Origin of the sequence: Marinobacter litoralis, from assembly GCF_003336705.1 — a bacterium.
Lineage (GTDB): Bacteria > Pseudomonadota > Gammaproteobacteria > Pseudomonadales > Oleiphilaceae > Marinobacter > Marinobacter litoralis.
In genome coordinates this window covers 530,450-555,252 of the sequence record NZ_QMDL01000001.1, presented here as the reverse complement: position 1 = coordinate 555,252, position 24,803 = coordinate 530,450, and the positions used below count along the sequence as shown (strand labels likewise).

Sequence of the window (24,803 nt, the reverse complement as noted above, 5' to 3'; positions counted from 1 at the left end):
TACCTATCATTTGTGGCCAGTAACGCGAAACGACATACGGCTGTGTTATGGTGACCTCCAAAGTCTTCAAAGGAACCTCGACATACTATGAGCTCTTCAAAACTTGGCAATATGCCCGTTAACACACGCACTACTGATGGAAACGAACGTAAGGTCGGTGTGGAAATCGAGCTATCCGGGCTCAGTTATGATGCACTTATAGAACATGCCAGTCGGTTGCTTGGCGGTAAGCCCGAACTCCAGTCCCGATATGTCACAAGCATCAAAACCGACGATGGTGATTACACGATCGAGCTGGATTCCGACCCGATCAAAGATCTGAATCTGGCTGACGAAGGGCTACCCAGCTCTATTCGCGAGCTGGCCTCTCATGCGATGGATGCAATCGATTTCGCTGCCGAGAAAATTGTACCCCTGGAAATTGTTGGCCCGCCCCTACCGTTGTCCAAGCTGCACATCATGGAAACACTCGTGGATGAACTCCGCGACCTGGGCGCCCTAGGAAGCCGTGAAGCGCTCTACTTTGCCTTTGGCCTGCAGCTAAATCCGGAATTGCCAGACCTGGAACCCGGCACCATTGTGCGCTACCTGCAGGCATTCGCCGCATTGTATGAGTGGCTGAAATCGCGACACCAAATCGATATTAGTCGTAAGTTCACCACCTATATCGAACCCTGGAGCACGAAGTACACAGAGAAGCTGATGCAGGATACCTACGCGCCTGACCTTCGCGGTTTGATGACAGACTATCTTGACAGCAACCCGACCCGTAACCGCGCTCTGGATCTACTGCCGCTGTTTGCACATCTCGACGCGGACTACCTTGCCGAATTTGTACAAGACCCCCGCATCAAGAGCCGTCCTACCCTGCATTACCGGTTGCCCGACTGTGACATCGACAACCCGAACTGGCATTTCTCCAGCGTTTGGAACGATTGGGTGGTACTTGAGAAGTTAGCCAACAACGCACAGGATCTGGCGGAACTGCGCAAGAAATACCGGGAAGCTCAAGAGTTGAGTTTTCACAACCTGACCCATTCCTGGACCGACACCACTCAGCAATGGCTCCAAGAACACGGTTATGTCTAACACGGAAACTGAAACAGACATTCCGGGGCTAACGATTGGTATCAGCGGCCCCGCCCGACGAAGTCTAGCCCAAAGGCTTATCAGCCTTGGCTTGCGGCTGTCGGGCGCACGCACCCACTACATTCGCCCCGGCTCACGGATCAACGTTGCGCTGCTGGACGGGTTGGTGCTTTCCGGCGGCACCCACGTTCACCCGGAACGGTACGGCCAACAGCCTCAGGTAACGGCCAGATACAACCCGAAAAGAGATGACACCGACTATCGATTACTGGAACAGGCCGAGGCTATCGGCATTCCGGTGCTCGGTATTTGCCGGGGTGCGCAGTTCATCAATATTTTCCACGGTGGGTCCCTGTGCCAAAACGTAACGCCTCTTCGGGTGAATACCCGGCACCGACCTTTGCTGCTCCCACTGCAAACCGTGAGACTCGTATCGGGGAGCCGGCTAGCGGAATTGATGCCGAGCCGGAGAATAGGCGCCAATCGCATTCACAGCCAAGCCATCAAGCAACTCGGCCGAGGCCTTCGGGTTACAGCGGTGGACAATGACTTGTTTGTTCAAGCCATCGAAAGTACCGGCAAACAATGGCTAATGGGCGTGCAATGGCACCCGGAATATTTGCTCTATCATGCCGGTCACCGGCGTATTTTTCGTCGATTTGTTCAAGCAGCTTGCGAACGAAAACTCCAGCGCCTTGACAACGAGAGTGCCCACTGGAACGACGAGGCGCAGCGTCTCATTAAACGGGACAATGATCATCAAAAATCCCGGGTGTAGAAAATGTCTAATGAAGCGGCCAACCCACTGGCCGCTTCCAAATAGAAGTACCGACCAAGATCGTAGCGCAAAGCAACGGTGGTAATGGGCTCGAAAATACCAACGCCGTAGCGAATACTCAGCTCATCGGTGATGTAGCCGCTCGCGACCACAGATGCCGTTTCCCCGGACCCTTCCGCTTCAAGCATCAGGTTTTTAATCCCCAACTCATCGCCGATACTTTGCGTCAGCTCGTTGGTCTGGGTCAGGCCCAGAGAAATAGCCGCCGCACTCATCTGGCCTTCATCTCCCCGCCCTTGCGGTGGCCGGCCTAAGATCACATACGACAAAGCATCGCTTTGGGGCATGGAGGGTTCGGAAAACACTTCTGTTTCCGGCTCGCTGATCGGCCCGCTGAGCCGTATTCCGGCAACCACCGTATCGACCTCTCGCACGGCCTCGATATCCAGATAGGGCTCCGTCAGCGCACCTACGAATACAACTCGCGCCCTGCGCAAATTGAGATCCTGACCGTAAGCTTCGTAACGGCCATTGACCAATCGCAGAGCGCCGCGGGTATCCATGTCGTTGCCGATGCGCAGCGTTCCTTTCAGATTCCCGGTCAAACCAAATGCGTCTAATGTCACTTCGTCTTCACCGACCACCACGACCACGTCCATGAGCATCTTGCGAATTGCGGGTTCTTCCGCCTCTACACCGACAATCACTTCATCGCTTGATACCGATACGGCCGATTCAGGCAATGCCTGAACTTCAATTCGCCCGCGAGGCACTTCGACGCGCCCCGATACCGACAACTCACCAGTCCGAAAACGAATATCAATATCCGGCCCCACTTCCACCGACGCATAAGGTTCGAAATGTACCGGCAGCCTTTCACCTTTTACATTCAAGTTCAGCTCGGGCTCACCTCGCCAATCCAGAGTGCCAGAGAGCTGACCCTCGCTGCGGTCATTACTCTGCCAACGCCCGCTAATGTTCGCGTTGTAGCCTAAAAGTTCCAGCGCCAGAACCACATCCTCCATGGGAAGCGGCAGATCCGGGTCCTGGAAGCGTCCACCGGTGAGCGCAAGTTCCCCGGTAACGGCAGGTTTCAGCAAGGGGCCTTGTAACCTGCCTTCACCATTAACCTGCCCCGCTACCTCGTCGATATCCGAAAACGCCGAAATAAAGGCAAGGTCGAGTTCCTTCAGAGAAAAGGTCCCTTCGACTGAGCGGTCTTCCGATAGGGGGTCTACAGACAACTTCGTTGAGAACTGGCCCAGTTCGGGGCCTTTCAATGCCATCGACAGCGCGGCCAGTTCGGGTTTAAGTGTCGCGTTCAAAGTCAGCTGTTGATGCCCCAGCTTTTCCCAATCATCCAAAACCAGAAACTCAAAGGTGCCCTCACCCGCATCAACCTCAACCCGACCGTCTGGCCCCGCATCGGTCATTGCGACTTCGATATTAGCGTTCAAAAGCGCCTTCCATCGGAAGGTATCCGGTAACAGGGGCCCTAAGGCAAGCGCTGGGAATTGGTTGATTCGGTAGGCAATGGCCGGGTTCGGCCAAAGCTGCTGATCCTCGGCACACACCGAGCTGTCCTGCCATCGCCAGCAGTGCTGCCCAAGCTTCAGCACCCCTTGTTTGCTGTAAGAGAGGTCTGTTCTTTGATCCAGCGCCCAGAGATGCCCTGGCGCAGGAACGTTTATTTCGCCGCGCGTTATGGCCCCGCTCCAACTGGTAAAGGCTTCCCCCAATCCTCCGGCTAGTTCCATCAACAACGATACGTCTGGGTGTTTTGCCTCAAACGAAAGCTGATGCTTGTCCCTCGTGCCTTGGGCGGAGATATTCACTTCGTCCAAAACCTGGTCAGCCGCTTTAATTGCCCGTGCAACGATGTTCGCATCCAGCACCTCACCGGCACCCAGACTGGCCAGAATGTCTAACCGGCCAATCTGTGCGTCGTCCTGCCACGCCAACTGTTCTCCATTCAGGCGTATTTGTCCTTGAGGATCCTCCAGGGAACCCCGCGCGCTCAATGTACCGGACAAGTCTCCCCGAAGGCCGGGCACAATCAGCTCAGGCTTGGGGAGTGCAACGGTTAAGTCTGCCCCTATTCCTGTGCCGTAATGACCACTGCCTGTAACCTCGTTTTCGGCAACCGATACCAACAAATCCCGTAGCGTCCAGTTAGAGCCGTCGCTACTCAACTTACCTTTGGCTTTTGCTGGCTGCTGTTGCCATTTACCAGCAAGATCCCAATCGGCCGACATCAAGGGCAACCCGCTATCTTGCAGCTGGCCCTGACTGTTCACTTTGCCATTCAGGTTCGCTTCCAAAACAGGCAGCCAGTATCCCGGGTTGAAAGCGTTTAACTCAAGCGCAGCCTGCCAGGACAGCGGCCCGGAAAAGCCCAGGTTTGCCTGCCCCGTCAGCCCCCCAGCGCCTGTTGTCATTTCCAGATGGTGGACCGTTAATTCGTCGGTATCGCCTTCCATACTGGCCACCAGATCCGCTGAACCTTGAGGACCTTTCACGCTTGCCTCTAGATCGGCTTGATAGCTTCCTCCACGATAACTGGCTTGCCCCTGCAGGGTTTGCAAGACCACGGGAGGCGCAGCGACATCGGGCAATAAACCAAACCAAGGAAAAGCATCCAGATTAATGTCGGCGTTGGCCTGTAATCCGTCTTTCCAAGAGACATTACCGGACGCATTAAAGGTGCCGGGCTCCTGTCTCTCTGTAACGGCGGGCCCGGTAAGAGAAAGTTCCAGATCGGAAGCGGCCTCTGTGGTTACCAATCCACCCAAGCCAACCTGAATATCGCCGGTTGTACCGGGAACCACAGCCCGGGCCTCGGTCTGGAAACCATTCGCCAAGGAGCCCGCCAAACTCAACGCAAGATCTTTTAATAACAGGGTGGGCGGAAGTGTGTGATGGGCCATGAAGGCCGGCGAAGTAATTTTTAGTTGTGCCGGTAAGCGCTCGTCGAGTGGCTCTGTGCTGCCTTGTAATTTGGCTTCCAGATAACCGGCACTTTGGCCATCGATTCTCAACTCGCGCACACTGCCGGTGAGATTCAAATCAATCAACCAGTTCTCACCCGACGGCGGCGGCAAATCTACCGTTACATTGAGATCCAACGGCCAATCTCTGCGCATTTCCGCCCAACCACTTGCGTTGACGCGAAGATCACCAAGAACATAGGAGGCTTGATCGATATTCAGGCTAGCCCCGGAACCACTCGTTTTTAACTCAACACGGTCCCAGATTCGGCTATCGTTAACCGTCAATTCACCCAACGCCACATCTTTGACCTCCACCGCCAATGGCAGAGTGATGTCCGGAAGGCTTATGCCGTCGCTGGCTTGTTTTTCCGAGTCTGCCGGTTGCACAGTGACATCGATACGACTGGCCTTCAGAGTCTCCAGACACACCGTCAACTCGAACAGACAGCTTGGCGACCAGTCCACTTCCGGTGATTGAACAACCACCCCCACGCCATAGCCTTGCCATTCAAGGCGCTCCGCCTGCCATTGCCCCAACAGCGAACCGTAAGCCGCTTCCGTTTTCAGGCCTGGAATTTTCTCCAGCGTCCAGGCGGTTCCTTTGGCGGTATTGAGGGCTACCAGAACAAGGCCAAACAAAATCAACGGCAACAGTACAATCGCCGCAAGAACAATCAACAGCCAGAACCACCACCGGCGCCGAGGTGTTTCTTTGGCCATTTCATGCTTCGAGTTATCGGTTGTTTCCGGCTGATCACTCACAATTCAGGCCCCATTGAAAAGTGAATCCGCCATTCGCCACCAAGGGATTCGTTCAACCCTTCCGCAATATCGAGACGTAAAGGCCCAACCGGGCTAACCCACCGAATCCCTACCCCCACACCCGTGGCTAACGGATCAAAGACATCGTCCACCGCGTTACCTTCATCGATGAAGGCGGCAAGCCGCCAGTTCTTCGTGAATTCATACTGGTATTCGGCGCTCCCGACTATCAGGTAACGCCCACCCACCACATCACCGTCACTATTTTTTGGTGACAACGACTCGTAAGCGTAGCCACGAACCGATTGGTCACCACCGGCAAAGAAGCGCAAAGACGGCGGAACGTCATCAAAGTTATTCGTCGCTACGCCACCAAAATTAAACCGGGCCAAAAAACGGTGCTTGTCCGCTAAGGTATATAGGCCGCGGGCCAGAAAATTTACGTGCAAAATATCGGCATCCGACAGCGCTGCCCGATGCGCCCCGGTCACATCTACTTGCAAGCGGTAACCTTGGGACGGGTCCAGAGGAGAATTGGAGTGCAACTTCGAATAACCGACACTGGGCAGCAACAAACTCGACGTATTCTGTGTTTCCTCGCCTATGGTGTATCGCTCACCTTCCCATCGTAAGCCCAGAATTTGCATCCAACCGGTATCAAGCTGATGTCGCCACTGTTGGCCCAGAGTTAATCGTTCGGAGGCAACGTCTTCAATTTCTTCGCGTTGGTAACCGGTGCTCAAACGAATGGAGTCTGTCATCGGTGGATCCAGCGGTAGTTCATACCAACCGGAAATGCTCTGACGCAATTCCGACACTTCGGTATCCATCCCGCGCCGATGCCCCATGGGATTTATATAATGTTCACGCCAGCTACCGCGGAACCGCGGCCCCACGTCGGTTGAAAAGCCCACACCGGCTGAAATTGAACGCGGATCTCGCGGCGTCAGCCCGATATTGATAGGAATAACCCGATCTTTCGCATCACTGGGCGAAGCGTCCAAATCCACCCCTGAAAAATAACCACTGTTAGAGAGATCTGCGCTCAGTTTGGCAACCTTGCCGGCATGAAATGGCTCGCCGGGCTCAAACGTCACAAACTGCTCAAGCAGCCTCTGCTCGAAACCATGCCCTTCCAGAAAGGTGACTTCGCCAAGACGGTAACGCTCGCCGGACTCAAAACTTAGATTGATATCTGCAATCTTTTCCGCCGGATCGACCCTTAGCTCCCGAGCCTCATACTTACCATCAAAGTACCCCAAGCGCCGGGCTCTGTTATTGATACTGCTTCGAAGATTGTCGTATTCCCCATGATTCAGCACATCGCCCACCCTAGGCCGCTCGGGCAGTTCGTCTACAAACTCGGCATCGTTCGCCCCGGGCCCGTGGATATCGACATTGCGCTGGCGAACCCTAACCGGCGTTCCAGGTTCTACGGTGAGCTTCAGCTCCGCCAGCCCGACATCCCCGTCGGTCACTTCCCAGGTGATTTGCGGGTTGTAGTATCCCAGTGCCCGGAGGGCTTCTTTGATCTGACCTTTCGCTGTGGGTGCATACCGGCGCAGACCATCCGCTGTGCGCCCTTCAACCTCTCCCAAAAAAATACGCGCATTGTCTTCCAGAGCGTCGTGATCGCCCTTTACCTGCACCTCAACCTGATTTGCAAACACCAGTGAGGGCATGCATAGCATGAGCAACGCTGTCGTTTTTATAGCCGTCTCTTTTGATAAGAAAGGTGGCAACATACGGTGTACCGGCATCCCAACCAGATTGTTTTATGAAACGTGGAGTTAGACCTCGGAGTTTACCGGTCCCCCCACTCACGTGCTATGCCTGTTCCACCAAATAAACCGAGTTTACGCCGGCATTTGAGCTTTGCCAGGCGCTGTCATAAAGTCGTGCCTGAGGTGAAAATAGGCTACCCTGTCATAGACTTATGACTGGTTCCCGCTTCACCCACAGGTAACGAGAATGCTCAGGATCAACCGTGAAAACCTGAAATCCAGCCATCAGATGATCTGGCTCCTCATTGACTTTGCCATGCTGGGACTGCTGATCGTCAACCTGGCATTCATTATCTGGGATTCCATCTATGACTTCGTTGCCGTGCAGAACCTGCTGAAAGATTACCTGCCGGCCGTACAGTCTGCCTACCACCCTATTCATGAACGGTTCATCTTCTACGATATGATCTTCGTGTCGATCTTCCTGAGTGAATTCGTCATCCGGTGGGGCTACTCCATTAAAGCGAAGATCTACGACCGCTGGTACTTCTACCCGTTCATTCACTGGTACGACCTGCTGGGCTGTATCCCGATTGGCAGCTTTCGTTTTCTGCGGGTGCTACGGATTATTTCCATCGCCTACCGGCTTCAGCAATACAAGATCATTGATTTCACCAATACCCGCATCTATACGTTCTTTGCGTTTTATTTCGACGCGTTTATGGAAGAGCTCTCGGACCGAATTGTTATCAAGGTGCTGACCGGCGTCCAGCACGAGATTCAACAAGGCTCGCCGCTATTCGACCGAATCCAGAACGACATTCTATACCCTCGAAAAGCCATGCTCGCAGACTGGTTGTCTGACCGAGTCGCGAATGCCGCGGAGCAAGGCTATATGCCAAACCGGGGCGCATTGCGCGCCTATCTGGAAGACCGGGTTGACCATGCGTTAAAACAAAATCTTGAGCTGTCCCGGCTCAAATATCTGCCAGTGGTCGGGCCGACCATTCAGGACACGTTGGAAAATGCTGTAGGGGATATCGTCGCCAATGTCATCCACCAGATACTTGAAGATCTGGCGTCGTCTTCCAATCACGCTTTTATTGAGGACATCGTAAACGCCCTGCTACCTGATCCGAGCTCGACGGAAGAAGAAGACAGCGATCAAGAGGCTTTGATTTCGCTGATCAATGAAATAATCGATGCGATAAAGGGGCAGGTTCGTGTGAAGCATTGGCGGAAGAACCTGCCGTAGGAGCAGGTTCAAACCGACCATGAAAAGCTAGCTTACGGCAGCTTATACTGCCATTTCTGGAACATAATCAGGAATAACAAGCGGCCCGGCGGTCTTTTCTGCTATTTCTTCAACAGAAACGCCCGGTGCCCGCTCTTTCAATATAAAGGTACCGTTTTCGATTTCCAGGTACGCCAAATCAGTCAGAACTCTTTTAATGCAGCCCGCCCCTGTCAAAGGCAGCTCGCACTTGCTCAACAGTTTGGATTCGCCGGTTTTCGAGGCATGCGTCATTGTGACAATGATGTTTTCTGCGCCTGCAACCAGATCCATCGCACCGCCCATTCCTTTGACCAATTTACCCGGTACCATCCACGATGCGATGTTGCCTTGCGCATCCACTTCAAAAGCACCCAGCACCGTCAAATCAATGTGCCCACCGCGGATCATTGCAAAGGATTCTGCCGAATCGACAATCGATGCCCCAGTACGCGCGGTTACGGTTTGCTTGCCGGCATTGATCATATCGGCATCGATCTCTTCTTCGGTAGGAAATGCGCCCATGCCAAGCAGTCCATTCTCCGACTGCAGCATCACCGATATATCGTCTGGCACATAGTTGGCCACCAGGGTAGGAATACCGATGCCAAGATTGACATAGAAACCATCTTTCAGTTCGCAGGCAACACGCTTTGCCATCTGCTCTCGTGATAAAGCCATGTGATTCTCCCGAATTTGAATTAGTTGTTTTCCGTTATCAGGCCCTGATGGTGCGCTGCTCAATTCGTTTCTCAAAAGTGCCGCAAATCAGGCGATCAACATATATGCCTGGCGTATGTATCTCTGCCGGATCCAGCTCGCCCGCCTCTACGATCTCTTCCACTTCAACAACGGTGATCTTTCCGGCCGTGGCCATCAGCGGATTGAAGTTCTTGGCCGTATGTCGATAGATGACGTTGCCATAGGTGTCCGCTTTCCAGCCTTTCACGATGGCAATATCGCCGGTGATCGCCTGCTCCAGAACGTAGTTTCGGCCATCGAATTCACGCACTTCTTTGCCTTCTGCGACTTGCGTGCCATATCCGGTTGCTGTGTAAAAGGCAGGAATACCTGCACCACCAGCGCGCACACGCTCCGCGAGATTGCCTTGGGGAGTCAATTCAACCTCTAACTCGCCGTTTAATAGCTGCTGCTCGAACAGTTTGTTCTCGCCCACGTAAGACGCAATCATTCGGCTAATCTGGCGGTCTTCCAACAACAAGCCCAAACCGAAACCATCCACGCCACAGTTATTGGAGACCACGGTCAGGTCGCGATTACCTCGGCGCTTGATCTCGGCGATCAAATTTTCCGGGATGCCACACAAACCAAAGCCACCGGCCAGAATGGTCATGCCATCTGCCAAGCCTTCCAAAGCCTCCTCGTAAGAAGACACGCGCTTATCGAATCCAGCCATTTGAACCTCGTTGTTTCTTGTTGATGAAAAACCATTATTGCGAACAGGGTTTATTTATTTAATCGAATTTTTCGAAGCAATTATTTCGAAATCCGAAACAATCCTGCAGTAGAATGCTGTCTACACATACCACATAGTAGAGCCCGATGAACGTTAAACAACTTCGATCATTTCTTGCGGTGGCCGAAACCCTCAGTTTCGTCATCGCCAGTGAAAGGCTGCATACATCACAGTCGGCTTTGAGCATGGCCATCAAAGGCCTTGAGGAAAGTTTGGGCGGAAAGGTGTTCGTAAGAACCACTCGCTCGGTGCAGTTGACACCCGAAGGCGAGTCGTTACTGCCGCTAGCAAGGAAGCTACTTGCTGACTGGGATTCCGTTCACCACGAACTGCAGCAGCGCTTTTCTCTTGGAATTGGCAAAGTGAGCGTTGCCGCTATGCCATCCTTTGCGATTAATGTGCTACCAAATGCCCTGAAGCAGTTTCGGGCCTTACATCCGAAGATTTCAGTGCAGGTGCACGATGTCATTAATGAAGACGTGATCGATATGGTTCAGATCGGTCAAGTAGAGCTTGGAATTGGCTTCAAGCCCTACCCTGCATCGCTGGCATTCGAACCACTTTTTAATGATCAATTTGTGGCAATTGTCCCGCCCGGAACCCTATCTGAACGCGAAGATCGCGTAGAGTGGGAAGCACTTCTGGAACATGCGTTTATCTCTCTGCAGAAACCATCGGCGGTGCAAGCCTACCTTGAAGACAGCCTACGAGACCGCAATCTGGTTCTGAAAACGGAACTTGAAGCGCATCAACTATCCACGGTAGGCAAGATGGTCGCCACCGGCTTGGGGGTTAGCGTTGTGCCAGCGCTATGCGCCCCACAAATGAAAGCTTTGGGGGCGAAGATTTTGAAGTTGCAAGACTTCCCTATTGAGAAACCGGTAGGGCTCATCTGGCATCGTGAACGTGAACAGTCAGCGGCCACTCGTGCGCTTTACGATGTTCTGAGAACAGTTCGACCGCTGGATAATCAGCACGATTGACAAAGCACAAAGTGGAAACTAATTTCAAACTAGAATTTTAACGGGATGCTGAAGCCTTAGTTGCAATGGGAACAACGTGGCCATCAATGTTACTGCCGCCGAACTTTGCTCACCGCTGTTCCCGAGTACACTTGCGAGGCTGCTAGAAGAATACGGTGTACCGGGCAACTGTTGGAGTTGGAGCTGGAGCTGGAGCTGGAGCTGGAGCTATTGGAGGATGGCATCGTCGGAAACCTCGAACGCTGCCTGCACAACCCCGGACACAATGATTGTAACCACCCCCTACAATCGGTACATCCGCTTTTTGAGATTCCAAACCGAGTACCCGGACAAGAAAAATGCGTGATAAATCGATCCTAGTAGTCGACCTCGAGGCAACCTGCTGGGGAAGCCAAACAACCCCTGATGGCGAGGGCCAAGGTATCCACAACATGGAGATCATCGAACTCGGTTGTGCTCTTGCGACTCGACAAGGGGAGCTCCTGGACACCCAATCGTTTCTCGTTAGGCCAATCCGGAATCCTGCACTGAGCAGCTTTTGCACCGAGTTGACCGGCATCACCCAGTCAATGGCTGATGCTTCGCCCACACTGCCCGAGGCGGTTAAAGCCATGAATAGCTGGCTAGGTGATTTATCAGACGATTTCATCTGGTGCAGCTGGGGTAACTATGACCGCTTGCACCTGGAAGCCCAAAGCCTGCTGGACGGGGCGCAGCCCGCTATTCTGGCTCGCCCTCACCTGAACCTGAAACGAATTTGGCGACGCACCACCGGCCAAAAGAAAAAGAACGGTCTGGCCAGCGCTTTGGCTTTTCATGATCTCGCCTTTGAGGGCAGCCACCATCGGGGCGTGGATGATGCTCGGAACATTGTTCGTTTGCTGCCGTATATGGAATGGTCATTAGAGTCCGAGTTACTGACATCACCGGAGAGGACGGTATGAAATTAGTCTGTATTTCAGATACCCATAGCCTACACCGTCGTATTCCGGATATTCCCGATGGAGACGTGCTGATCCATGCCGGTGACAGCCTAGGCCAGGGCACACTGGAAAATATCGAAGACCTCAATGACTGGCTCGGAACGCTGCCGCACCGGCACAAAATTGTAATTGCCGGCAACCACGACTGGGCTTTCCAGGAAACTCCGGAATTAGCACATCAGGCACTGACGAATGCCATTTACCTGGAAGACAGCGGCGTCGAGATTCAGGGTGTTCGATTCTGGGGGTCGCCCTGGACACCCACCTTTATGGATTGGGCGTTTATGCTGGAGCGTGGACAGCAGTTGCATCAGAAATGGCGACTCATTCCGGACAATACTGATGTGCTGATCACCCACGGACCACCAAAAGGCATTGGTGATGAGGCAAACCTCGGATTCAAATGCCAGAATGTTGGCTGCATTGATTTGCTTGATCGAATTCAGAAACTCTCACTCAAAGCGCACATTTTCGGCCATATCCATGAAGGCTACGGGGAATACCTGCGGGGGCAAACGAAGCTGGTTAACGCCAGTACCTGCACCGCACGGTATGAGCCGCGGAACGCGCCGATTGTGGTGGAAATTTGAGGTGGTCAAATTTGACCGGAGAGCCGGAATGACAGTAGAAGACTTGATAACTGAAAGCCCTACCGCCTGAGATGCCCGTGCTAGTCGAGGGCTACGAAACCGGGTTTGATGATATTGTTGACCTCACACACGAACAAGTGGTCCGGTATCGGCATGCTCAGGAGTGGGATGGCGAATACCAGGCGCCAGATAGGTTCTCCAATCCAGAAACCGTAGCGCTGAAGGCCGCTGTGATCCGGGGGCGTAGAGGCTCCCGAAGGTAAAGTGATGAAGGAAAAAAAATCTTACAGCTTGAGTGACTTGGTGGCCCAGTGTGACCCCAACGCGCCCATGCCAGAAGAGCTTCGAGACTGGGATCAAGCTACGCCGGTTGGCCTCGAACGAGTTGTTATGGGTGACCAAGTGGATATTCGGGAGGCGGTACTCGTCTTTCGCGAAAAACTGTTGGGCAGATTTGATGCGGTTGAACTGATTCTGTTTGGTAGCCGGGCCCGTGGTGATTATCACGACGAAAGCGATGCCGATGTCGCGGTGATTTTGGCCGGACAGTCCGGAGATCTCGTGGACACTAAGCTGGCGATGGCAAGGCTAGCTTTTGATGTGCTCGCTGAAACCGGCGTTTTGATTCAGGCCTTGCCGGTCTGGGAGCGTGAATGGGTCAACCCGAAGGTTTACTCCAATCCGGAGCTGCTTCATAACGTCGCTCAAGACGGTATTGTGCTTTGGCGCGCTTGATTGCTGTCACGATGGAATGCCGTGCTGTATCCGCCCGATTAAGGTCTCAACTTCGTGAGCCCCCCTTTCAGTTTCAGCGTGCTGGAGCGGAGTTTTACTTCCGAGTACATAAACCGGTTTATTCAACCACTCAAGTGCAGAATCAGCATCACCGTGAAACAGGGTGTGGATGAGTGCATAGAGCCGCACGTATCGGTAAACCCGATAAGCCTCGTCGCTATTCAGAACCCCTGACCGCTTGCGTCGATAGAAGGTAGAGCGCGATATTTTCAGAAGTTTTAACGTGTCTTTACAGTCGGTTTTGAGACAGCCTGCAAGCCCATAAACAACACCAGCGGGCACTTGGCCAGACTCAATCAATTCCGCAGTAGAGAAAGCTTTAAGCTCTACTCCCCCCGTAGAACCCATCAGTTCATAGAAAGCCAGGTCGGCATTCCGCGAGAGAGTGTCTTCGTTTGTCATCACCATGGTCCTCAGGATATAACAAGAGCTTGTGCATTTATCTCGGTACCTCTACCCAAGGATCTCCGGATTTCAGCCAGCCCCACATGGCCTTTGGCTTTTTCGTCATCGAGGACCATTATTCCCGGCCTTTCCTTGGTTGTTCTCGGTCCTCCATAAAGTCTTCTGTCACACCCTCGTCGGAGTTAAAAAAAACATCCCAGACTTGATCCGTCGGCCGAGCATAATCCTGAACGGAACCTTCTTGGCGCTCCAGCGGGTTTAGTTCTTGGGGCAGTGGCTGCGCCAGTTCATCAGCGTGAGACGCATGAGCATCCAGGCCTTCCAAGAGTTCTTTTTCTGTTGGGCGGTTAATTGTCATGGTGGCGCGCTCCGTATTTAGTTCCAAGCAATACAGATACGTTCAATAGTACTCCCAGAACGGCGTTAGGAGCTAACACCGGACCGGTTGGGTTGGGTTGGGTTGGGTTGGGTGTTATCGCCCAGAGCCACATTATAAAATCATCATCTGGTAGATGATGGTTTAAATAAATTAGGACGAATTGAGACTAGCAATCAATTATGACCGTGCCGAGAATCGCCGAGACGATGCTGTCTCAATGCTCAGACAAGTCCAGACAGAGATCTAGTTAAGACAGATGCCTCTCGGAAAGGAACAGCCCTTCCTCGTCTCTTTGTAGACATTTCGATGAATTTTGTCCACAATGAGACAGATTGAAATATTTATCTCTACGGAGATCGAGCATGAATACATCTGATTTCAGCACACACAAGCACGCCGACCTGAAGCGCATGGGTTCTGCGGGTCTGAAAGCGGTTTTGAATATCCTTGAAAAATGGGGATGCTCCGCAGAACAGTCCATGGCTATTCTTCGCTTGCCCAAGGCGACGTTCTACAAGTATCGGAATGATCCTTCCCAGGCTCGCCTTGATCGTGACCAGCTGACCCGCTTGAGCTATCTACTGAACATGCACCAGGCGCTACGGATCGTGTTTGAGAACCGAGATAACGTTTATGGTTTCATGAACAAAAAAAACCATAACCCCTATTTCCACGGCCGCACTCCACTGGAAGTGATCGAGAGTGGAGATTTTGGAGCGCTGTACGAGACGTATAAGCGGATTGATACCCTTCGAGGAGGGCTCTGGTAATGGGGGGCAGCCTGCCAGTTACATCGTTGACTCATCAAAAGGCGTACAGGCTGATCAATTCTAAATTGCCAACCATCGATCTTTTTGAGGATGTCGCCAGCGCCGAGGATTTCGAGGATCTGTACGAACTGCAGGCCCTTACCAACCCTCGCCTGTCATCCGAAGTCGGCAATCTGGATTATCTGGATGTTGCGGAAGTTCCGTGGGGCATTCCGGGCTGTTCCTATGCCGTGGCTGCGTTTACACATATTGCGCCGGACGGAAGCCGTTTCAGCGATGGTGAATACGGCGTGCTGTATATGGCCGACGAAATGGAAACGGCCATTCAAGAAGTTGCTTACCACCAAGGGAAGTATATCGCCAATATTGAAGATCTGGCCTTTGACCGACTCGTGTTCCGTGGGCTGGCCTGCACATTTTCAAGCTCAACCATTCACGATGCGACCACCCTGCCCCTGTCCGATGGCATATACGACTCGGATAACTATGCAGAATCACACATGCTGGGTAGAAAGCTTCGGAAAGACGGCTCCGATGGACTGGTCTATTGGTCAGTAAGAGCCCCGGGCAAAACCTGCTGGGGACTATTCACGCCAAGAGGTGTCGAATCCATTGTACAGACGGCTCACTACGAGTTCGTGATCGATGGTCGCAAGATTATCGACATCTGTAAAATCACTTCTCGGGAAACCCAGTTTTAGCGTTAGAAGCTAACACCTGATTGGTCAGACTTGACGGTCATCGCGGATATCGGCTTACTTCCCATCAGCCTTAGCTAACTTTTCTCTGCCAGCCTTCGTCCCTTTACGATCTCATTGTTGGTTTGAATGGGCACAATCTTAAGTGCGCTGTTCAACTAATCTCCGGCGGCCTTTTAAGGCTTTCCTCATCCACAAAAGACAGAAAAATCTGATCATTTATCCCCCCTACTTCCGCAGCCCAGCTGCACCCACCAACTTAGACTAAAGTCCAATATAAACAGATGGGGCACCAGTGGTCTCATTTGGTATACCAAATAAGAAAAAGGAAATACCATGAATCTCATGCAACAGTTTGCTGGTGAGCATTTCGTCCGTCAGGATTCGCTGGCACCTCACCTTGAGGGCACCGAGCTTTCCATCACCACTTGGTCCGCACGCTTCCTTGAGCAGCCTGTCGTCCTTGTGCAGTCTGAAGAGACTTCCAACAAAGGCGCCCTCGGCACTGTCGAGATTGACCTGATCTGTTCCGCTTTCGCCTACGCCGCTGAAAAGGGTTTGCCGGTGGTTCTCTACTTGAACTCTTCTGGTGCACAGCTCAACGAGGGTGATGGGATCCAGGCCTCGTTCCGTAAGCTTTTGAATGCTGCACTTGCCTTCCGCTCCGAAGGACACCGCATTGTGGTGTTAATGGGTAAGAACGTTTTTGGTGGCGCCAGCTTGCTGGCGATGAGCGGACACACGCGCATTTATAGCGAAGCCACCCGCGTTTCTATGACGGGCCCCCGGGTTATGGAGGGGCAGCCAGAAAATCAACCCCTCGACATCCGCGCGATAATTGCCGCAGAAAACCGTACTCGAAACGATGCTTTCGGCGTGTGGGCTGAGAGCCTAGATGACGTTAAGGCGCACCTACATCGTGCGCTTTCACACGAGGACTCCGCCCATGGCGGCGCAGAACTGGTGAAAGCGTCGGAGCTGCCCTTTGATTCCTCTCGAGTAAAGGAGGATCAATCCGGCATTAACTGCACTGGTACTCAGCCGCCCCAAATCAACGACTTGCTGGCACTCATCTTGGCTGTAGCCAAATGGGACCACTCGGATGAGTTAGCGCTTACCTATGAGTGGTCATGCCACAGCCTCGATGCCGCTGACGAAAACGCCTACCAAAGCTATTGGCTCTTTGCACTGTCTGAGGCCATTTACCGCAAGCAAAAAGATGGTTTCCAGATCACCTGCCACTTTGCCAAGGACGTCTCGGGGGGGCTCTACATAGCTCTCGCTGCCGCGGCAACAGAAGTCACGGCGGCCCCGGGTGTAGGTGTACAGGCTTTACCGTATGGAATCGTGGACCAAATCGTCACATCGGCAACGGCCCAGAAAAAAGAAATTGAGCTCATTGAGCTGGAAATAATTGATCGAATCGAAGGACCTCAATAATGAACAAGAACTTCTTTAACCGAATCCTGGAATCCGCCATTCAAGCCGGTGCAAAGCCTTTCCTAGAGGGCCCGTCCGGGGAGGAGTATTCCTACAACGACCTGCTGGAAATCACCGCAAAGTTTGCCGAAAACCTTCGACAGCTTGGAGTACAGCCTGGTGACCGGGTTGCCGCCCAGATCCATAAAAGCCCACAAGGATTCTTCCTGTACCTGGCCACGTTAAGGGCCGGGGCCATCTTTGTACCTTTAAACACCGCCTACAAAGCCCGGGAAATCGAGTATTTCCTGAGTGACAGCAAGCCTGCGGTATTTTTCTGCTCCGAGGTCAGCGCCAAGGAGAACCAGGAAGCGATTGAGGCCCATGTTAAGTTTGGCTCAGCGCTCTTTGACGAGGCTGGCCATTGCGCTCTGCTGTCCGCCGAGGTGGCTTGTGAGCCTAATGCAGCGGCAGTGGAGCGAGCCGGCTCCGATGTCGCCATCATTATTTACACCTCGGGAACAACCGGCCAGCCCAAGGGCGCGATGCTCACCCACGACAACCTCGCGTCGAACGGTCAGTCATTGACAGAAGGCTGGAAGTTTACGTCCTCCGACGTACTGCTTCATGCTCTGCCCATATTCCACGCCCATGGTTTGTTTATCTCGACCCACTGCGTACTTCTCTCGCAGAGCAAAGTGATCTTTCTAGAGAAGTTCGATGCCGGAGTGGTGCTGGAAAAGCTGCCTGAAAGTACCGTGATGATGGGTGTTCCCACCTTCTATACGCGCCTGTTAGCGGACCCCGATTTTAATAAAGATGTAACCCGCTCTGTTCGCCTGTTCATCTCCGGCTCTGCACCACTGCTTGAGGAATCCAGCCAGCAGTTCCTGGAGCGGACCGGCCACGTGATCCTCGAGCGCTATGGCATGACCGAATCCGCCATCATCACCAGCAACCCTTACGACAAAGAGCGCAAAATTGGCTCAGTTGGCTTGCCGATCGAAGGCGTTGAAGTCCGAGTGACGGCTGAGGATGGGTCCGCCGCAAAGATTGGCGAAGTGGGCGGCATTGAGATCAAAGGCCCGGCAGTGATGAAGGGTTACTGGAACAAGCCCGAAAAAACCGCCGAAGAGTTCACCGGTGATGGCTGGTTTAAAACCGGTGACCTGGGACGGCTGGACGACGAGGGTTACCTCTTCATTGTCGGCCGCGGGAAGGATCTAGTCATCTCAGGTGGGTACAACGTGTACCCCAAGGAAGTGGAATTGGTTATCGACACCGCGCCGGGTGTGAAAGAATCGGCCGTTATCGGCGTCTCCCATCCAGACTTTGGCGAAGCCGTTGTCGCCGTGGTGGTGTTGGATGCCCCTTCCGAGCAGATCTCTGACAAAGTCATTAGCCTCTGCAAAGAAAATCTTGCCAGTTACAAGGTGCCAAAAGCCGTGAAGGTAGTTGACGAGTTGCCTCGCAACGCCATGGGCAAAGTTGTTAAGGCCCAGCTGAGGACGGACAACGCCAAACTCTTTAAGTGATGCCTCCGTCAACACGCGAACAATAATGAGGTTTTTATGATTATAAGAACAATAGATAAAGTAGTAGGCAGGGTTGGTGACTTAAGTTTCCATCTCTCCCTGCTGGTGACGGTCTTCCTTGTCGTGGCTATCATCTGGGAAGTGGTCAACCGTTTTTTGTTCGGTACCTCTTCTGTCTGGGTGTCAGAGGTTTCCGGCTACCTCGTAGCATCTATCCTGTTCCTTGCCGCTGGAAGGGTCTACCGAGAGGGTGGCCATGTGAGCATGTCGATTTTTATCGACATGCTCACCGGCGCACCTAAATTTGCCTTGCTGGCACTGATTGATGTTTTGGTCCTAGGCTTAGCACTGGTGGTCGGCTACGCCACGTACGACATGGCACTGCTGTCGTACCAGCTCAATTGGCGGTCATCTACCACGCTGGCAATGCCTCTGTTTATTCCCCAAATGTTCATGCCAATTGGCGCTGCCGTCCTGGCCCTCGAAGCTATCAGGCTACTCGTTCGTAACATCTGCGGCGTTTGCCGAACAATGCAAGGAGCACAGGCATGATGGTCCTGATTGTTATCGCATCGCTACTGATCTTGCTCGCGCTGGGCACGCCAGTCGCATTCTCATTGGGAATTTCAGCGTTGCTGGGCATCGTTTATGTCGGAGGTTTTAGTGCTTCGTTTGCGGTGTCTGACATCATCTGGGGAACCGTCTCCGAGTTCGTTCTGGTTGCGATTCCGTTGTTTGTATTGATGAGCGAGATCATCAACAGTTCGGGCGTCGGCAAGGACCTTTTCCGGAGTGTAGACAAGTGGTTTGGCTGGCTGCCAGGAGGACTGGCCATCAGCGCCATCGTTGCCGGAGCCATCTTTGGCGCCGTCAGCGGAACCGCTGTCGGTGTTGCGGCGGTGATCGGTAGCGTAGCTATTCCCGAGATGATGAAGCGTAACTACAGCAACGAGATGTCTTCGGGCACGGTAGCTGCGTCCAGTGGCTTGGGCATGATCATCCCGCCAAGCCTGCCGTTGATCATGTACGGCGTTGTTACCGAAACCTCGATTGCGGACCTGTTCTCAGGCGCTCTGATACCCGGAATCGTCATCGTACTGATGATGTGTGCGTACGTCGCATTTGTCTTACTGAAGGAGCGCAAAAAACCGGGTTTCGTGCGTGTCGATTCGACCGCTGACGAGCGTAAGGATTTGAGCTTTGGCAAATCGCTAGCCCTTGCCGGTCCTGTTATCTTTCTTATCGTTGTGGTGATTGGCAGTATCTATAACGGCATTGCTACCCCCACAGAGGCAGCCGCTATCGGGGTGTTCGGTGCCCTCGTGATCTCAGCGATGAAAGGCTCACTGTCCCTTAAAACCCTCTCGGAGGCTCTGGTTAAATCCACCAAGACCAACTGCATGCTGCTGGCTATCCTTGCCTTCGCCATGGTCTTCAGCTATGCCCTCAGCAATGCCCAGGTACCCCAGCAAGTTGCGGAAATGGTTATCTCGGCGGAACTCAATAAGTGGACCTTCTTCATCATCGTGATGGTGATGCTGTTCTTCCTGGGCATGCTGCTCGATGCCATCTCCCTGGTGATCATTGCCGTGCCGATTATCTTCCCGGCGATGCTTGCCTACGGCTTTGACCCCATCTGGTTGGGTGTCGTGATCATGGTGAACATGTGCTTTGCCGTGATAACGCCGCCAGTCGGCCTATGCCTTTACGTTGTACGAGATAGTGTTGCCGGGCTCACCTTATCCCAGGTTATCCGAGGCACCATCCCGTTCATCGTTCTGTACGCTGCAGCGATCGTCGTTCTATCGATGTTCCCTTCGCTGACAGCCCTTTATTAAGCGATCGATCTACAAAAACAATGAGGATTAACTGATGACTCTAGGTAAATTTTTCTCACTCCTGCTGCTGGCTTCGGCCATCTCTGTCTCGGCTAACGCGAAAGAAGTTATTCGACTAGGCCACTATTTCCCGACAGAAGACTTCCGCGGAAAAACGGCCCAGTACTTTGCGGATTCCCTGGATTCCAAGACTTTTGATGTGAAGGTCTTTCCTTCGGAGTCCCTTGTTAAAGGCCGAGACGGATTTATGGCCACTGCCAGAGGCACGGTGGATGTCTACAGCCTGTTTGGCGGCTACGCAGTGGGCAGTGTGGATCTAATGCGGATCTTCACCGTCCCGTTCCCGCCGAAGTCGATGAGCGATGCCAAGCTTCTGGAGTTTGCCAACGACCCGCGTGTGCTCGAAACCCTGGGAAAGCAGTTTGAAAGATCACAGGTCAAACTGCTGGGCTTCATCAATTCCTCTGGCGATACCACTGTGTTCATGTCCGACCATGTTAAGGGCCTTGAAGGCTTCTCTGGCAAGCGGATTCGGGGTGTGGGCGGATACACAGATCCTGCCCTACAAGACCTTGATGCCTCTGTCGTCTTTATGAGTGCGGCTGAGCAGTTCCTGCAACTACAAACCGGCGGCGTTGATGGCGTAATCACCACCAACTCTTCCTATGCTAACCTGGGCTTGTCTGAAGTTGCCCCGGCACGGCTGGACCGCTCCATTGTCCGTACGCCCTACGCTCTGGTGATGAACCTGCGCAAATGGAATCGTTTGGATGAGTCTGAACGCCAGGCAATTCGGGAAGCTGTTCAAAAGACCATCAAGTGGTCTGCAGACAACTTTGCGGAAGAATCGAAGCGCCTCGCTGACCTAGTTGAAGAGCAGTCCACGGCTGTGATCAAGCTTGAGGGTGAAGACGAACAACGTGTTAACGCACTGTCGGCAAAATACCTGAGCGAGTTTTCCAAATCCTACGGTAAAGATGCGGACCTGTTGGTAAAGGTCTTTAACGAATACAATAAGTAACCACCACTCTCGATGCCCCTTGGTCTTTTGCCCAAGGGGCATTTTTTCGCTAATGGAGAAGGGAGCTTTCTTTGGACAGGGATCAAATACAAAAAATCTTGGAAGAGCGACTTCTGGATCGTTTCTATGTTTCCGGTGACCGGCTTAACGAACGAACCCTGGCAGCGGAGTTTGGAGTGTCGCGAACCCCGATTAGGGAGGTTTTGGCACGCCTGCAGAGCGATGGGTTGGTCGAATACCGAGAACGAAGAGGGGTGTTCGTAAAAAAGGTTAGTCTAAGCTATGTGCTGTCCCTATTGGAGCTTCTTGCTGTATTAGAATCATCCTGTGCAAGGCTGGCTGCACGCTCTGGCAGTGTTGAAGACAAACACAAACTCCTAGCTTTAGCAAAACTCACTATCGAGGGTGCCGAAACAGGTGTGGAGAAATACTCAGAATCAAACAAGCAGTTTCACGAATTGATGTACCACATGACGGGTAACGATGAATTAGTGAACACGGTATTCAATGCACGAAGAAAAGTAGCCCCATATCGTCGACAGATTCACCGAGTTGCCGGGATGACCTCCGAATCTGCGCATGAACACGTCTCGATTGCGGAGGCGATCATGCAAAGGAATGAAAAACTGGCGGCAGATTTGATGTTCCATCATCTGGACATGAGCCGCAGTGAATTCACGCCTTTTATTGCCTCGTTAGGCAAGGTTTTTTCTTGAATTTGGATCCCAGTGTTTTCGTTTTCTTGCCTGATCGGCCTTTCGATCCAGTCTAACCATTCTGCGTATTTGACGGAGGTTGTTTGTAATCCCCCCAGAAAATAAGCAAGCGTTTATTAAAGGCCGTGATTCAGCAAGGCACATACCAGTCTTGTATAAGGTGCTTCCACTCCCATGGACTCACACCGCCTGAGAACAGCACCAGCGATGCTATCCAGCTCCAATGGATGCCCCTTTTCTCTGTCGACCAGCATGGACGTTTTGATAGCATTAAAGCTACTGATCAGATCAAACATTTCTTCCAAATCCTCGCGGGTAAGATCCACACCATCAGCTTTCGCGGCATCCAATGTTTCATTCATCATCCCAACGACAACGTGTCGGAATTCAGGGTGGTGCGTGAGGCTTCGGGTATCTAGGCGGGTGAGAGCCGAGAGTGGATTAACACCGTTATTAATCAACAACTTTCGCCACAGCTCATACCGGATATTGTCACTTACACCAGTAGGAATTCCAGCTGCATTAAATTCTCGGCTCAGTTGATCAACAACCTGGGAGCGGGGATCGTTCATCTCCTTCAAGGGCCAAGCGCCCATGACAATTTCAGCTGCACCTTCAGCCACAACATGCCCTGGCTTCAGAATGTGTCCCCCGATACGAACAGCCAATCCACCTATTACGCGCTCTTCGCCTATGATTTCGGCAATCAGCGGCTCGTTGTCGACCCCATTCTGAAGAGACAACACTGGTGTTTTAGCTGCTTGTAGCCATTCGGCGAGCTCAGCGAATACCTCTTTGGTTGCTGTGGATTTTAGTGAAACAATCACTACGTCAAAGTCACGGGCCTGGCAGCTATCGACGAGTTCTTTATGGGAGTAGGCCGGTAAGGAGTGTCGAAAAGTTTGTCGACTTGCATAGTCGACAACAAGCCCGTTCAGTTTTAATGCGTTTAAGTGTTCACCTCTGGCTGTCAGAGTCACCTCGTGTCCGGCCTCGGCCAGTTTTGCCGCGTAATAACCGCCAATTCCACCAGCACCAACCATCAGGATTTTTAAATGCACCATAGAAACCTAGGCTCCAAACATTTCTTTTATTGGACATGACGACCAGCAACAAAACTAAATGAGAGAAGTCCCATTATGTCAGACACCCTTCGCCACCATCCGATCCGGGTCGATTATAGAGATGACAACTTCTCACATCGATCCGCTACAGCCTTTGCACAATATTGATCCTGCTCTTCACTCCCCCCGGATACCCCAACCCCTCCTACCAACACCTCGTTGATATACAGAGGAACACCCCCTCCGACTAAAGTGAAATCAGCGGTTTTCGTCAGTCCGTCACGGACACGCGGCTCTGCGCTTTCGAGCAGTGCTTCCAACTCAATGGTTTCTGCGCTCATTCCAACAGCGGTGATTGCTTTTTTTTGGGCTAGCTCCGAAGACACCAAAAAAGCGCCCTGCATCCGAACGAACGCTTGCAAGGTGCCTGACCTGTCAACGATAGCAATTGCGGCCTCAAATCCCGCCTCCTGGGCATTCGATACAGCCAGATCCAAAAGTTGGAGCGTTGCGTTTTCCGTCATGGCTAAAGTGGTGCGATAAAATTTCTGCATTCTAACGGATCCCATAAATGCCTACTCTACTTGCAAAATGATTTACTTCATCCAACCAAATCCGGATAGAGTCTGGGTCACTTTATTCATACCAGTGCTGAACATTCTTTGTGGAAACTGCGAACCTCCGAGGGTGAATGCTGCATTCAGAAGACAGATTGTCGGATCGTCCAAACGAATAGATGGAGCGGCGTGGTTTGGCTCTCCGTTAAAGGACATCGCTTCCCCCCAACGTTGATCATCAACCCACGCATTAAGCATCTCCCGCAAATGTCTGTTATCTAGAGATGCTAGTTCATCCCCCGTGCGGTCGGTTTTATCATCGAGACAGATCAAAAGAACACCTTCATCCCTGAGAACTTCGAGACATTTCCCCACCTTGCGATACTCGATTTCACTCATCCCAGTGTTGAGTTCCAGCTCAGATATACTCTCCGGCTTCTTCGCCAACAACACCTCTAAGAGTTTGTCTCTAGTTTGGCCTGTGCGAGCCTTCACTTCCGGTACAAAACCTTGATCTTTAAGCAAACCACACATCGTCTCAGCGTTAACACCTGAACCTTTCATAGGCACAACCCTGGGAACAACGATGCGCTGATTGGTACTAATCAGAACAACACTTTTATAACTGCGTCCCCATACCATTCTTGCCGGCCCGGAAACTAAATGATCGTTTAGATCCAGGCTCTCTGAATTGCAGGTCACAAATAGCACCGGAAGTTTGGACACTTCTCTCCTCCTTTTAACGCTTCTACGCCAAGGGGGCTTAACGCCCCCGTTTCCGAGCTGATTCCCCGGCAATGCCAAAATGCTGCTTCGGCATTTCGTTAATAATCACCCGCACGCTTTCAACCGGCGCATCGAGTGAGCGTACGATGGCGTCGGTCACTTCGTGAATCAGCGCTTCCTTTTGCTCGTCGGTCCGGCCTTCCAGAATGTTGATTTGTGCAATCGGCATAG

At 52.5% G+C, this 24,803-nt stretch carries 25 protein-coding genes; 15 read left to right on the top strand and 10 right to left on the bottom strand.

Going from position 1 to position 24,803, the window contains the following annotated elements; all coding sequences use genetic code 11:
- Positions 1-87: 87 nt before the first annotated feature.
- On the top strand, positions 88-1,089 hold the full coding sequence (locus tag DOQ08_RS02540) for an amidoligase family protein (protein ID WP_114333319.1): 1,002 nt from the start codon (positions 88-90) through the stop codon (positions 1,087-1,089).
- On the top strand, positions 1,082-1,867 hold the full coding sequence (locus DOQ08_RS02535; protein ID WP_114333318.1) for a gamma-glutamyl-gamma-aminobutyrate hydrolase family protein: 786 nt from the start codon (positions 1,082-1,084) through the stop codon (positions 1,865-1,867). Before DOQ08_RS02540 ends, DOQ08_RS02535 begins: the two co-directional genes overlap by 8 nt.
- On the opposite strand, the gene DOQ08_RS02530 is transcribed toward DOQ08_RS02535, so the two are convergent.
- Positions 1,849-5,619 (bottom strand): translocation/assembly module TamB domain-containing protein, encoded by a 3,771-nt coding sequence (locus DOQ08_RS02530; protein ID WP_227537456.1) that lies wholly within the window; start codon positions 5,617-5,619, stop codon positions 1,849-1,851. The genes DOQ08_RS02535 and DOQ08_RS02530 overlap by 19 nt on opposite strands.
- Positions 5,616-7,364: an autotransporter assembly complex protein TamA gene (locus tag DOQ08_RS02525; RefSeq protein ID WP_114333317.1), complete on the bottom strand. Its 1,749-nt coding sequence runs from the start codon at positions 7,362-7,364 to the stop codon at positions 5,616-5,618. Before DOQ08_RS02525 ends, DOQ08_RS02530 begins: the two co-directional genes overlap by 4 nt.
- A 226-nt stretch (positions 7,365-7,590) precedes the next feature.
- Here DOQ08_RS02525 and DOQ08_RS02520 point away from each other — a divergent pair, with 226 nt between their 5' ends.
- Positions 7,591-8,598: a hypothetical protein gene (locus DOQ08_RS02520; RefSeq protein ID WP_114333316.1), complete on the top strand. Its 1,008-nt coding sequence runs from the start codon at positions 7,591-7,593 to the stop codon at positions 8,596-8,598.
- 42 nt (positions 8,599-8,640) lie between these two features.
- On the opposite strand, the gene DOQ08_RS02515 is transcribed toward DOQ08_RS02520, so the two are convergent.
- Positions 8,641-9,297: a 3-oxoacid CoA-transferase subunit B gene (locus tag DOQ08_RS02515; protein ID WP_114333315.1), complete on the bottom strand. Its 657-nt coding sequence runs from the start codon at positions 9,295-9,297 to the stop codon at positions 8,641-8,643.
- A 37-nt stretch (positions 9,298-9,334) separates the two neighbouring features.
- Positions 9,335-10,033: a CoA transferase subunit A gene (locus tag DOQ08_RS02510; protein ID WP_114333314.1), complete on the bottom strand. Its 699-nt coding sequence runs from the start codon at positions 10,031-10,033 to the stop codon at positions 9,335-9,337.
- A gap of 146 nt (positions 10,034-10,179) precedes the next feature.
- On the opposite strand from DOQ08_RS02510, the gene DOQ08_RS02505 reads away from it, so the two are divergent.
- From DOQ08_RS02505 to DOQ08_RS02485, 4 genes are all read left to right on the top strand, one after another.
- Positions 10,180-11,076: a LysR family transcriptional regulator gene (locus tag DOQ08_RS02505; RefSeq protein ID WP_114333313.1), complete on the top strand. Its 897-nt coding sequence runs from the start codon at positions 10,180-10,182 to the stop codon at positions 11,074-11,076.
- A gap of 338 nt (positions 11,077-11,414) precedes the next feature.
- Positions 11,415-12,020, top strand: a complete 606-nt coding sequence (locus tag DOQ08_RS02500) for a 3'-5' exonuclease (protein WP_114333312.1) — start codon at positions 11,415-11,417, stop codon at positions 12,018-12,020.
- Positions 12,017-12,649 (top strand): metallophosphatase domain-containing protein, encoded by a 633-nt coding sequence (locus DOQ08_RS02495; RefSeq protein ID WP_114333311.1) that lies wholly within the window; start codon positions 12,017-12,019, stop codon positions 12,647-12,649. The genes DOQ08_RS02500 and DOQ08_RS02495 overlap by 4 nt, the downstream gene beginning before the upstream one ends.
- 267 nt (positions 12,650-12,916) lie before the next feature.
- On the top strand, positions 12,917-13,384 hold the full coding sequence (locus DOQ08_RS02485; protein ID WP_114333310.1) for a nucleotidyltransferase domain-containing protein: 468 nt from the start codon (positions 12,917-12,919) through the stop codon (positions 13,382-13,384).
- A gap of 6 nt (positions 13,385-13,390) precedes the next feature.
- On the opposite strand, the gene DOQ08_RS02480 is transcribed toward DOQ08_RS02485, so the two are convergent.
- Positions 13,391-13,846 (bottom strand): antitoxin Xre/MbcA/ParS toxin-binding domain-containing protein, encoded by a 456-nt coding sequence (locus DOQ08_RS02480; protein WP_165823591.1) that lies wholly within the window; start codon positions 13,844-13,846, stop codon positions 13,391-13,393.
- 118 nt (positions 13,847-13,964) lie between these two features.
- Entirely contained in the window at positions 13,965-14,207 is a 243-nt protein-coding gene (locus DOQ08_RS02475; RefSeq protein ID WP_114333308.1) for an AbrB/MazE/SpoVT family DNA-binding domain-containing protein, read from the bottom strand.
- 383 nt (positions 14,208-14,590) lie between these two features.
- Here DOQ08_RS02475 and DOQ08_RS02470 point away from each other — a divergent pair, with 383 nt between their 5' ends.
- The 8 genes from DOQ08_RS02470 to DOQ08_RS02435 all read left to right on the top strand — a co-directional run bounded on the left by DOQ08_RS02470 (position 14,591) and on the right by DOQ08_RS02435 (position 22,225).
- Positions 14,591-14,998, top strand: a complete 408-nt coding sequence (locus DOQ08_RS02470; protein ID WP_114333307.1) for an MbcA/ParS/Xre antitoxin family protein — start codon at positions 14,591-14,593, stop codon at positions 14,996-14,998.
- Entirely contained in the window at positions 14,998-15,699 is a 702-nt protein-coding gene (locus tag DOQ08_RS02465) for an RES family NAD+ phosphorylase (RefSeq protein ID WP_114333306.1), read from the top strand. The genes DOQ08_RS02470 and DOQ08_RS02465 overlap by 1 nt, the downstream gene beginning before the upstream one ends.
- A 333-nt stretch (positions 15,700-16,032) precedes the next feature.
- A complete protein-coding gene (locus tag DOQ08_RS02460; protein ID WP_114333305.1) occupies positions 16,033-17,136 on the top strand; it encodes a carboxyl transferase domain-containing protein in 1,104 nt (367 codons plus the stop codon).
- On the top strand, positions 17,136-18,650 hold the full coding sequence (locus DOQ08_RS02455; RefSeq protein WP_114333304.1) for an AMP-binding protein: 1,515 nt from the start codon (positions 17,136-17,138) through the stop codon (positions 18,648-18,650). The genes DOQ08_RS02460 and DOQ08_RS02455 overlap by 1 nt, the downstream gene beginning before the upstream one ends.
- Positions 18,651-18,686: 36 nt before the next feature.
- Complete coding sequence (locus DOQ08_RS02450) at positions 18,687-19,202, top strand: TRAP transporter small permease subunit (protein WP_114333303.1); 516 nt, start codon at positions 18,687-18,689, stop codon at positions 19,200-19,202.
- Positions 19,199-20,488, top strand: a complete 1,290-nt coding sequence (locus DOQ08_RS02445; protein WP_114333302.1) for a TRAP transporter large permease — start codon at positions 19,199-19,201, stop codon at positions 20,486-20,488. The genes DOQ08_RS02450 and DOQ08_RS02445 overlap by 4 nt, the downstream gene beginning before the upstream one ends.
- Before the next feature lie 34 nt (positions 20,489-20,522).
- Positions 20,523-21,509 carry a TRAP transporter substrate-binding protein gene (locus tag DOQ08_RS02440; RefSeq protein ID WP_114333301.1) on the top strand — a complete coding sequence of 329 codons (987 nt, stop codon included), beginning with the start codon at positions 20,523-20,525 and terminating at the stop codon, positions 21,507-21,509.
- Positions 21,510-21,580: 71 nt separating this feature from the next.
- Positions 21,581-22,225, top strand: coding sequence for a GntR family transcriptional regulator (locus DOQ08_RS02435; protein WP_114333300.1), 645 nt, complete (start codon positions 21,581-21,583; stop codon positions 22,223-22,225).
- A gap of 116 nt (positions 22,226-22,341) precedes the next feature.
- Here the strand turns inward: DOQ08_RS02435 and DOQ08_RS02430 are convergent, their stop codons facing one another.
- The 4 genes from DOQ08_RS02430 to DOQ08_RS02415 all read right to left on the bottom strand — a co-directional run bounded on the left by DOQ08_RS02430 (position 22,342) and on the right by DOQ08_RS02415 (position 24,801).
- Positions 22,342-23,289, bottom strand: coding sequence for a ketopantoate reductase family protein (locus DOQ08_RS02430; RefSeq protein ID WP_227537455.1), 948 nt, complete (start codon positions 23,287-23,289; stop codon positions 22,342-22,344).
- A 113-nt stretch (positions 23,290-23,402) separates the two neighbouring features.
- Positions 23,403-23,843, bottom strand: coding sequence for a GlcG/HbpS family heme-binding protein (locus DOQ08_RS02425; RefSeq protein ID WP_165823588.1), 441 nt, complete (start codon positions 23,841-23,843; stop codon positions 23,403-23,405).
- A gap of 42 nt (positions 23,844-23,885) precedes the next feature.
- Complete coding sequence (locus DOQ08_RS02420; RefSeq protein ID WP_114333298.1) at positions 23,886-24,572, bottom strand: helix-turn-helix transcriptional regulator; 687 nt, start codon at positions 24,570-24,572, stop codon at positions 23,886-23,888.
- Between the two features lie 37 nt (positions 24,573-24,609).
- Positions 24,610-24,801, bottom strand: a complete 192-nt coding sequence (locus tag DOQ08_RS02415) for a 4-oxalocrotonate tautomerase (protein ID WP_114333297.1) — start codon at positions 24,799-24,801, stop codon at positions 24,610-24,612.
- Positions 24,802-24,803 lie beyond the last annotated feature (2 nt).